At 41.5% G+C, this 11,571-nt stretch carries 4 protein-coding genes; all 4 read left to right on the top strand.

The features are described 5' to 3' along the window. The first annotated feature begins 305 nt into the window (after positions 1–305). Complete coding sequence (gene uxaC, locus B9O19_RS04450; protein WP_102365291.1) at positions 306–1,712, top strand: glucuronate isomerase; 1,407 nt, start codon at positions 306–308, stop codon at positions 1,710–1,712. 37 nt (positions 1,713–1,749) lie between these two features. Next, positions 1,750–2,778 (top strand): sugar kinase, encoded by a 1,029-nt coding sequence (locus tag B9O19_RS04445; protein ID WP_102365290.1) that lies wholly within the window; start codon positions 1,750–1,752, stop codon positions 2,776–2,778. A 232-nt stretch (positions 2,779–3,010) separates the two neighbouring features. Continuing rightward, the gene (locus B9O19_RS04440) at positions 3,011–7,585 is read left to right on the top strand and encodes a pectate lyase family protein (RefSeq protein ID WP_102365289.1); all 4,575 of its coding nucleotides are present in this window, start codon (positions 3,011–3,013) and stop codon (positions 7,583–7,585) included. A 116-nt stretch (positions 7,586–7,701) separates the two neighbouring features. Continuing rightward, positions 7,702–11,391, top strand: coding sequence for an S-layer homology domain-containing protein (locus B9O19_RS04435; RefSeq protein WP_102365288.1), 3,690 nt, complete (start codon positions 7,702–7,704; stop codon positions 11,389–11,391). The last annotated feature ends 180 nt before the right edge of the window (positions 11,392–11,571 follow it).

Here is an 11,571-nt window from a genome sequence, read left to right as displayed (position 1 = left end):
CACTGATGTCATCAAAGCCGTGGCAATAAATCAATAGTTTTTCTAAAAATACAGAAAATTTGCTAAAGAGAAATACAGATTATCAAAATGAAAGGTTTTGTTTTCGCATAAGTCAATTAATCCGTTAATATACTTAAAAAAACATTTGCAATATTAGTGTGTTATAGTGTATAATATACAAGGATAGCTATGTGAGGGAATTATGAATATTTTGTAAATAATTTCTATCATACGCTTAACTATATTGTAAATATATAAACCTATTATAAAGTAATAAAAATTTTGTAATATTTGGAGGTATACCTATGAAAAAGTTTATGGATAAGGATTTTATGCTCAGCAATGAGACAGCGAAAAAGTTATATCATGATTTTGCTGCGGACATGCCTATTTTTGATTATCACTGCCATTTGAGCCCGCAAATGATGTATGAGGACAAGCCGTTTGATAATATAACCCAAATATTCTTGGGCGGAGACCATTATAAATGGCGCTACATGCGTTCATGCGGATTGGATGAAAAATATATGACAGGCGATGCTCCCGACCAGGAAAAGTTCAGAGCTTTCTGCAAGGCTTTGCAGTACGGCATCGGCAATCCGCTTTATCACTGGACCCATCTTGAGCTTCAAAGATATTTCGGTATAGATACTGTTATACGCGAAGATACTGCCGATGAAATTTGGGAAAAGGCAAACGCTCATATTAAAGCAACTCAAATGAGCCCGTCTAAGCTGATAAACGATTCAAACGTTGCCGTTATCTGCACAACGGACGACCCTGTTGATAATTTGGAATGGCATTTAAAGATTAAAGAAAAAGGTCATATAAAGGCGAAAGTTCTGCCGGCGTTCAGACCTGACTTTATGATTAATATTGACAAGCCTACATTTGCGCCGTATATAGAGAAGCTCGCAGATACTGCAGGAGCTGAAATTGACAGTTATCAGGATTTGATTTCCGCTGTATATAAGAGAATTGACTTCTTTAATGAAGTTGGAAGCCGTGTTTCTGACCACGCTTTAGACAGTGTTCCGTTTGAGGACGTGTCTGATGAAGAAGTTGAGGCTATTTTCAAAAAGGCAATGAACGGTGAAAAACTGACCCAGTTTGAGACTGACGCGTATAAGAGCAAGACTTTGGTTAAGCTTGGTGAAAAGTATTATGATTTGGGCTGGACTTTCCAGCTTCATATCGGAGCTCTCAGAAATAATAATACCAGAATGTTTGAGAAACTAGGCGCAGACACCGGTTTTGATTCTATAAGCGATTATTGTATTGCGGCTCCTCTTTCAAAGCTGTTAAACGCGCTTGAGGTGGAGAGCAAACTGCCGAAGACAATATTGTATACTTTGAACCCGAAAGATAATTATGTTCTTGCTACAATGCTCGGAAATTTCCAGGGCAATGAAGTTCCCGGAAAAATCCAATTTGGTTCAGGCTGGTGGTTCAATGACCAGAGAGACGGTATGACAGAGCAGATGAAAGCGCTGGCAAACCTAGGGGCTCTTAATAAGTTTGTTGGAATGCTTACAGACTCAAGAAGCTTCCTTTCATACACAAGACATGAGTATTTCAGAAGAATCATGTGTAACCTTTTGGGCACATGGGTTGAAAACGGAGAATTCCCTGATGATATGGACACTCTTGAGACTGTGGTTAAGGGAATATCTTTCAATAACGCTAAAGAGTATTTCGGCATAGAAATTTAGGATTTTGATGACAGGGGAGTTAAAATAGGAGGATATTATGGACTTTATAAATTCAAACAAAGAATATGATTTGGTAACAATGGGCGAGGTTATGCTTCGTCTGTCGCCGCCGGGAACGGATAAGATTTCTCAAAGCTACACGTTTGACAAAAAAGCGGGCGGAGCGGAGCTGAACGTGGCTTCGGGTTCAGCTGTTTTGGGAATTCGCAGCGCTCTTATTACAAAGCTTCCCGAAAATAAAATCGGTCACTTTATAAGAAATATGATTAGATACGGCAACGTCAGCGACGACTGTATCGTATACGACCACTCAGGACAAAGCAGGCTTGGAATATATTATTATGAGACGGGGGCATATCCTAGAAAGTCTTCTGTTATATACGACAGAGCCAATTCCGCTATGACCACTCTTAAGATAGACGAGATAGACCCGTCTATTTACGGAAAGACTTCTGTGTTTCACGTCAGCGGTATAACTCTTGCGCTTAACGAGCAGCTCAGAGAGACCACTATAGAGGTTATGAAGAAGTTTAAAGAGGGCGGGGCGGTAATATCCTTTGATATAAATTACCGCGCGTCACTTTGGGATGAGGAAACGGCCAGAAAAACTGTTACTTCTGTATTCCCTTATGTGGATATTTTGTTTGTGTCCGAGGAAACTTCAAGAAGAATGCTTCAGAAAACGGGAACTCTTGAGGAAATAATGAAGAGTTACTGCGAAGAATATGGCTGCAAAGTTGTGTGCACCACAAGGCGTGACGTTGTCAGCCCTAAAATTCATAACTTCTCATCTAAGATATACTATGACGGAAAGTTCTATGAAGAAGAGCCATATATGAATATTGAGGTTGTGGACCGCGTCGGAAGCGGCGACGCATATTTGGCTGGAGCCTTATATGGTATGATAACCTGTGATGATATGCAGAAGGTTATTGAGTATGGAAACGCTATGTCGGCGGTTAAGAATACTGTAATGGGCGATATGTCCTGCAGCAGTTTGGGAGAAATAGACAGCATAATCGCAAGCCATAAAGCTACAGGTCATCAGGATGAAATGAATAGATAAATGTCGGTAAAGCGCCAAACGTTTCCGGCAATACCGGAAACTGCCGCGGCAAATGTTTATGATTTGCTGCGGTTTTGGTGCTTATATGAGAATTAATTTTTTATTATATAGAAGAATCAGTTCGTCTGATTAGGCGACAGGTTTCATTTGATTTATATTATGAAGTTCAGCTCTGAATCGTTGAACTGAGACATTGTTATTTATTTAAATACATAGGAAAGGGGAAAATCTAATGAAAAAAAGAGGTAAGTTAGTGCGTAAAGTCGGCTCACTGCTGACTGCCGCCGCTGTTGGTTTAAGCGCTGTATCCCTGCCGGTTTTTGCTGCGCAGACAGTAGCCGGCGGAGGAGGCGCAGGCGGAAATATTATGAACGTTGTAGCTTTTAACGGCGCTGAAGGCGGAGGAATGTACTCCCAGGGAGCCAGAGGCGCTTATAATAACGGCGGAGAGATTGAGGTATATCATGTAACAAATTTGAATGACAGTGGTGAGGGTTCATTCAGAGATGCGGTTTCAAAAGGAAACAGAATAGTTGTCTTTGACGTGTCCGGCTATATAGATTTAAAAAGCAATGTTTCTATAAGCCATGACAATATGACTATACTGGGGCAGACGGCTCCCGGAGACGGTATCTGCTTCAGATCGAACAATGTTAAGGTCGGAGCCGATAATGTAATTTTAAGATATTTGCGTTTCCGCGTCGGAGCTCATGATGCGGAGGGCAAAGACACAAGAGCGCAGGACGGTATGGAAATAACTGACGACTGCGAAAATGTTATTATCGACCACTGCAGTGTAAGCTGGGGTACTGATGAAAACTTGTCAGCCTATGCTGTTAAAAATGTTACTATCCAAAGAAGTATTATAGCGGAGGCGCTTAACCAAAGTGTTCATGATAAGGGCGAACACAGTTATGCGGCAATTTGGGGCGGCGTAAATCTGTCTATACACCATAATCTGATTGCCAGCCATAAGAGCCGTAATCCTAAAATCGGTACATCTGAAACTGTGGCTATGACCCAGGGATATACCGATGACCAAACTTTGGTTGATATGAAAAATAATGTCATTTATAACTGGGGCGATAAGGCGGGATACGGAACTGAAAACGGAGCTAAGACATACATACAGAACAATGTTTACAGACCGGGTCCGGCAACACCGGCAGGAAAACGCTCAAGAATTTTTGAGCTTAGCGTTGGGCAGAAGTATAAGCCGAATATGCTTGGAAGCGTATATGCTTCCGGAAATAAAATAGATGTTGACGAGGGCGACAGCGATTATAAAAACGCCCAGCTTGTTAATCAGAACAACTGGCAGGATGATTTGCATACCGGTGTTTATGTTGCAACAAATGTTTATAGTGTTGCGGATAAGACCAATATGAAAATTGAAACGCCTGATGAACAATATCAGGAATATGATAATAATTATCCTATAACTCTGGACGCTGCAGAAGATGTTTATAATGAGGTTCTGAGTGACGCGGGAGCCACTCTTCCAAAGCGTGACGAAGTGGATACAAGAATAATAGGCGAGGTTGAAACCCGCACAGCTCCAATCGGAAGCAAAGGCAGCGTTGGTCTTGTAGACGACCCTACGGATTGTATACCAGAGGGCGCCACAAATTATGACGGCAGAGGATATCCGGCGCTCGCGCAGGAGACTAGAGCTGGTGATTATGACGCTGACGGCGACGGCATAGCAGATACTTGGGAAGACAAAATGGGTCTTGACAAAACTAATCCTCACGACAGCAAGAATATTGGTCCGGACGGACTTACCTGGCTTGAAATATTTGTTGAGGAGGCAATAACAAAAACTCCTGTAACCGATATAGAAGCTGGTATAAGCGCCGATAAAAACGTTGTGCAAAGCAATCAGGAAGTTAACTTTACTGTTAACATATCAGGTGCAGGAGTTTCAAATATTGAAAAAGCAGAATTGTACTGCAACGACAAGAAGGTAGGAGAAACTTCATCAATTGTAAACGGAGCTGCAGCGATTACAGTTTCTGAACTTCCAACAGGGGATAATGATTTCACAGTGAAAGTTATCAAGAACGACGGAAGTTATATTTTCAGCCCGGTTAAAACCGTCTCTGTAACCGGTGATACAGTGCCGGAGGGCTGGACTGCTGAAAATGCGTGGTATGACGGAGATGACTATACTGTTTTAGACGGCGGAAAGATGGAGAAATCTAATATTTCCGGCGACTATGACATGGTTGCAAGAATAGATAAACTTTCTAATAAAAATATAAACGTTCAAAGCGGTATTTCTTCACTTGATGAAACCAGCGGAACTAAATTTGTTATAGGCAAGATGTATAATGATAACTTTGAACAAGTTATTTACTATGGAGAAGCCGGAAATATTCAGATTTGGGACGGCGCAGCCAAGAGCATTGAAAAATATAAGTTGTTTAAGATTTCAAAGTCAGAAGGCGTTCTGTCGCTATATGCGGGAACAAGCTTAGCTGAATGGGAAAAGGTTGCCGAAGTTGGAGAACAAACCGGAAACGCTGCGGTTTCTGCATATGTTTCAGCTGTGGAGCAAGGCGAGACAGTTACAAAGTTTAATGTGTGCCAGCTTGTGACAGAGCAAACTAACCCTGCTGCAAAGATTGTTAATATAAAAAATAATGACAGACTGGGTTTGTCAGCTAATGTCGAAGTAAAGGTTACTCCTGATAAGGGTAAAAAGGTAACAGAGGTATGGGTTTACTTTAACGGTGCTCCGCTTGCTTCCAGTACAAACGAGCTGGACAGAGAAGAAACGATTAATATTCCTGTTGAATTTACAGGCGTAGCTAAAGGCACATTACAAGTATATTGCTTTGATGAAAATTTAGGTTCAGGTGCTGATAGTGTTGATGTTGTTGTGTCTCAGGATATTTCACCTTGGCAGATAGTTGATATAGGAAATGCTCCCGATGACGTAAAAGCATACGTTTTGGGAACTAATGATTATACTTATAAAATAGCTACAGATACAAGCGGCAGTATTGGCGGAACATCCGACAAATTCGGATACCTTTGCCAGGAGTTCAGCGGCGACAACAGGATATATTACAGAAGCCGTATGCAGGACGGCAAACAAATGGGAGTTGTTATAAAGAACGACTTAACAGCCGACGGCGTAACATATTACTTCGGCGGAAACATCGGTGAGGACGGTAAGCCGAGATACCAGCTTATGAAGAGAAGCGGCGCAGGCGAAGAGATGACTCTTGTTCAGGATGTAACTGACGTTATTGGCCAGTCTGCGAACTTATACTTTATTGCTGAAAAAGTTGGAGATACAATAAATATATATCAAACTGAAAACGGCTCGACCGTTTATAAGACAAAAGTGCTGTTAACCAGTATAAAGTGCGACGGTATAGGCGACAGCTATTATATGGGATTCGGTACAGTAAGCGGAGAAGGAAGCGCCGCTTCTGACGCTGGCTGGGTTTCAACAGAAGAATTAAAGAGCTTTGGCGGCGGAACCGAAACATATATAAAGAGTTATGAAAACGGCGTGGTTAATATTAATCCGGGCAATGGTTTCACCTCAGGAACAGTTATTGCGTGCGGATACGATGAGAATGGGGTTCTGGTTGACGCTAAGAACGCTGAGATAAGCGGTGAGAGTGTTGATGTTGGAAGCGTAAATGGGGATACATATAAAATATTTCTTTGGAATAATTTGAGTGATTTGATTCCAATTTGTAACCCGTTTGACGGTACAGCGCAGGAAGTATCTGATTCAAGCGCGGTAGAATGGAACTTTAATTACGGTCTTGATTGGATGTGGCAGAAGCAGGAGCAAAATGTTCTTAACCCGTCCTGGACAAACGAGAGCATAGGCGGAAACGAGACAGGAAAGATGAAGATTTCTACTAATTCTGACTATTCGTCTCCGAGATATATTTTCCGCGAGTATATTTTGCCTGAGAATTCTACTAATATAATCACTGCCGGAGCTGACTTGATGATGTCCGGCGACAAGACCGGAATGAATGTTTATCTGAGAGTAAAATCAGGAGATAAGGCGTTTAAGCTTTCATTCGCGGACGATGGACTGGTTTATTTTGGAGGACAGTCCACAGGGTATGAATACAGTGCTTCAAAATGGTATCATATTGATTTGGTTGCTGATATGGGATTTGGCGGTGATACAGCACAGATGGTACTCAAAGACCAGGATGGAAATGTGTGCGCTGATATGAGCGGTATTGAAAGTTCTGATTTCCGTGCTCAGATTAATACAGAAAAGAAATACGATGTAACAAACGCAGTTCTGTTTGAGCCTGAAGCCGGTATGACTGCTTCATATTATATTGATAATGTCAGCGTAAAGCTCAGCCAGTCATCAAACGTTAAAAAAGTGCTCGATTCTCATTTCTGGAACTTCGGTTCAAGCGAAGAATTCAGCGGTTTAACATCTCTTGAGGGCGGAAAGACATATGCAGGTCTTTCAGTTGCTACAACCGGAACTCTTGAGAGCAAATCAAAAACAATTGACGGTATATCATTCTCTAAGAGATATAAAATAGGCGGTCCCGGAAGCAAGTCCAGCAAATGTGTTTCGTTTGAAGTTCCGGCCGGAACTACTGATATTGTCGTTTATGGAGAACCGGCAGGAAGCAGCGGAACAAGAAGCGTTGTTATCAATGACGGAAGTGAGAACAAGACTATTCTGACTACTCAAATGAGCGCAAAGTATACCTATACCGGTCAAGCCACAACTATATATGTTTATGGAGACGCAGGAATAAACTTGTATGGATTGAGTTTTGAGACATACATCTATGAATAAAATCGTATAATTATATATGTAAGAACTCCGGAGCTTTTAGCTCCGGAGTATCGGATATTTTATGAACATAAGAAAATTAATTTGGAGTGTATCTTTATATAAGAGAGGAATCAATTATGAGAAGAAACTTTAGTATTAAACGTATTGTTTCATTACTTATAGCTGTTTTGATGGTTGTGAGTATAATGCCTGCTGCATTTGCTGAAGAAGCAGCTTTGGAAAATGAAACATTTATGACGCCTGAGCAGGCTCAGGCAATTAATCTTCCGGCATTTCCGGGCGCAGAAGGCGGCGGGAAATATACAACCGGAGGAAGAGGCGGAGAAGTGTACCGCGTAACAAATCTAAACGATGACGGCGAAGGGTCGCTTAGAGACGCGGTAAGCAAACCTAACAGAACAATAGTATTTGATGTTTCGGGAACCATTCATTTGAAATCTGCTTTAAAGCTGGACCAGCCCAATATTACTATAGCAGGTCAGACGGCTCCCGGAGACGGTATTTGTGTCGGAGACTACAATATTGTTATTGCGGCGGATAACGTTATCATAAGATATATGCGTTTCAGACCCGGCGATATTTCTCATGCAGAAAACGACGCTGTGTTTGCAAGGTATCAAAAGGATATAATTCTGGATCACTGCTCTACCAGCTGGTCAACTGATGAAACCATGTCTTTGTATGGCGTAGCCAATACCACAGTTCAGTGGTGTATGATAAGCGAAAGCCTTGCGCTTGCTGTTCATGCCAAAGGCCGTCATGGTTACGGCGGAATATGGGGCGGAGCTAATGTAACATATCATCATAACCTTGTTGCCACACACACCAGCCGTTTGCCGAGATACTCGTCATTATCAAGCACACACCCGGATTTTGAGGGGATAAACGACAACGATATGGTAAACAACGTTATTTACAACTGGGGATTTAATAATGCTTACGGAGCCGAGGAAGCTACAGTAAACGTTATAAATAACTATTACAAAACCGGTCCTATTACAAATGCGGATGTAAAGAACAGAATTTGGAATCCGTCAAAGGCCGGAGTGTTCTATTTCAGCGGAAACGTTTTGGAAGGAAACAGTGAGGTTACAAACGATAATCTAAAGGGCGTTATTCTGAACGAGGGTGCAGAAGCTCCGAACTATGTTGACGAACCTGTCTATGATTCGCTTATTCCTATGGATAATATAGACACTGCCCAGGAAGCATACGAAAAAATACTTGTTGACGCCGGCGCTACTGTTCCGAGACGTGATTCGTATGATGCAAGAGTTATTAATGACACCAAAAACGGTACCGGAAGAGCGGTTAATAATGAATCTGAAGTCGGCGGATGGCCAACTTTAAACAGCGCGGAAGCACCTCTTGATTCTGACGGAGACGGAATGCCGGATAGTTATGAGGAGAAGAACGGTTTAAATAAATCTGATCCGGCTGACGGAAAGATAATTGCAGACAACGGATATACAAACCTGGAAAATTATCTTAACGGTATAGTTGAATCTGCGGCTGAGCCTCAGAATCCTGAAGTTACTTTAAATATTAAAAACAATACGTGTTACAATTACGGAGAGCCGATAGAACTCAAAGCTGAAGCCAAAGCAGCTGACGGCCGTTCAATTTCTAAGGTTGAGTTCTATAAAAATGATGAGATGGTTGGAACAGCTGAATCCAGCCCATATACTTTCACTCTGAGCAATGCGGAAGAGGGAATAGCGTATATGTCGGCAAGAGCGGTTGACAGCGCCGGAGAAGCTACAACTTCTGAGATAAAGGTTATAAATATTAATTATACAGATTCAGTTTCGCCGTGGCTGACTGCCGATATAGGCGAGTCCACAATGGACGGAAGCTATTCATACCGAGACGGCGTTTATACAGTTAAGAGCAGCGGTCTTATCGGTCCCGGAAATGATTTTAATATAGCGCTGGGCGATCCGACTACTGATTCATTCTCATATATGTATCAGCCTGTTGATGAAAACGCAGTTCTTTCTACACAGATTGCCTCAGTTTCAAGGCTGAATAACAACTGTGCCAGCGGACTTATGATTCGTGATGAGTTGACTGAAAAGTCAGATTTCGTTATGGTTAACTACGAAATAGAAAAGGGCGGCTCAGGTATAGCTTTCAAATACAGACAAGACGGAAAGTATAACCGTGAATTCTTAAAGCTTGAAGTATTGCCGAGATATTTAAAGCTGGTTAAAGAGGGCAGCACAGTATCCGCTTATCATTCTGAGAATGGTATGGACTGGAACCTCCTCAGCCAGACAATGGTTAACTTCTCAGGTATAAATTACGGCGGAGTTGCTCAGGACGGCAATAAGGAAACCAATGAAATATCAACATATGCTTGGGGCAAATATAAGGACTTGACTCTTGAAAATTATGGCGAGAATTCTATACCCGACGTTGAGCTTTCTATAAGTTCAAACCGTAACGGAATAAGCTCTGAACAAAACCAGTATTATACAACAGATGAAATAACAGCTAATGTAACCTCAGGCGACAGTGAAGCTTTAGAGAAAGCTGAACTGTATGTGGACGGTAAGTTGTATCAGGAAGACGCTTCAGCTCCGTTTAATGTTAAGATTGACGGATTGGAAGCCGGCAGCCACTGGGTTACTGCCGTTGCTTATGATAAGGACGGAGCCAAAAACAGCGCGTCTGTAAGTATAGGCGTATCTGACCTTACAGCTATGCCGGGCTGGGATGCTGTCAGTGTTGGAGACAGCAAGATGAGAGGCGCATTTGATTTTAATTCAGACGGCACAGTAAAAATATACGGAACAGGATTCGGAGTAGCGGATGTTGCAAACGAGGAGTACCCATATGCTTATACAGGTATGAACGGTGATTTTACTGCTTCATTCAAAGTTGAGGCCCAAGACGTCAGCGAGTATGACCAGGTAGGATTTTTGCTGAGAGACGGACTGAGTGCCGGCGACAATTCCTATGTGTTCTATTTCCAAATTTATAATGGAGAATTGTTTACAAAGAACTCTGAAAAGGGCAAAGTATATGAAAAAATAGGTCAGCAGAAATATAAAAATACACCTGTTTGGCTCAGAATAAACAAGACGGGCAATAAAGTTACCGCAGAGTATTCTCAGGACGGAGCTGAGTGGCTGAAAGTCGGAGAAGAAGAGACAGATTTAAGTGAAAATTATTACTTTGGTCTGTTCGGAGCTTCAGCAGAAGACTTTAAGGTGTCTGAATTTAAACTGAGTGATTTTAGAATCTCCAATGGTACATTCAGCGATTTAGCCGGTTTTGAATGGGCTGAACCCGCAATTGCAAATTTGACTCAGCAGGGTATAGTATCAGGAGACGGAACAGGAAGTTATAATCCTGAACTTAATGTTACCCGTGCAGAGTTCTCAAAAATGCTCGTCGGTGCTTACGAAGCTAAAAATCCAAATGCGGTGATCACTGAGGGTGAACCTTCATTTGCTGATGTTGATAAGTCGGAATGGTATTCCGAGTATATAAATAAAGCATATGGATATGGATTGATTAACGGTACAACAGAACTGACGTTTGAACCTGACAGAAATGTTACGCGTGAAGAAATGGCGGCTATGATATGCAGAGCCGTGGACGGAGCAACAGCAGTTTACGGAGACTTGACAGAGGAGTTCAGCGATGCTGATATGATTTCGGATTGGGCAAGACCATACGTGAGTGCTTTATACGCTCTTGGAATTATGCAGGGTGACCAAAATAATTGTTTCAACCCTCTCAATTATGCTAATAGAGCAGAAGCGGCTGTTGTAATTTATAATTTTATGTCAAAATAGATGTCAAAATAGACTAAATTCCAGCATAAAATTTATGTAAAAAGCACAAAAAACTTGTAATTTTTATAATATTTAAAGTTTTATTGTGAAATTTGCAAAAATGGTAGAATTTTTCTTGATTTATTTGTGCAAATCTTATATAATAATACCATAAGTATTATAGAAATGGCTTTATTGCCT

Source organism: Monoglobus pectinilyticus, assembly GCF_002874775.1.
GTDB classification, from domain to species: Bacteria; Bacillota; Clostridia; order Monoglobales; family Monoglobaceae; genus Monoglobus; species Monoglobus pectinilyticus.
The sequence above is the reverse complement of the archived record's forward strand: the minus strand, read 5'-3'. Positions and strand labels throughout refer to the sequence as shown.

Excerpts from the sequence above, each read along its gene's own strand:
- uxaC (WP_102365291.1), top strand. The coding sequence starts at position 306 with ATGAAAAAGTTTATGGATAAGGATTTTATGCTCAGCAATGAGACAGCG.
- B9O19_RS04445 (WP_102365290.1), top strand. The coding sequence starts at position 1,750 with ATGGACTTTATAAATTCAAACAAAGAATATGATTTGGTAACAATGGGC.
- B9O19_RS04440 (WP_102365289.1), top strand. The coding sequence starts at position 3,011 with ATGAAAAAAAGAGGTAAGTTAGTGCGTAAAGTCGGCTCACTGCTGACT.
- B9O19_RS04435 (WP_102365288.1), top strand. The coding sequence starts at position 7,702 with ATGAGAAGAAACTTTAGTATTAAACGTATTGTTTCATTACTTATAGCT.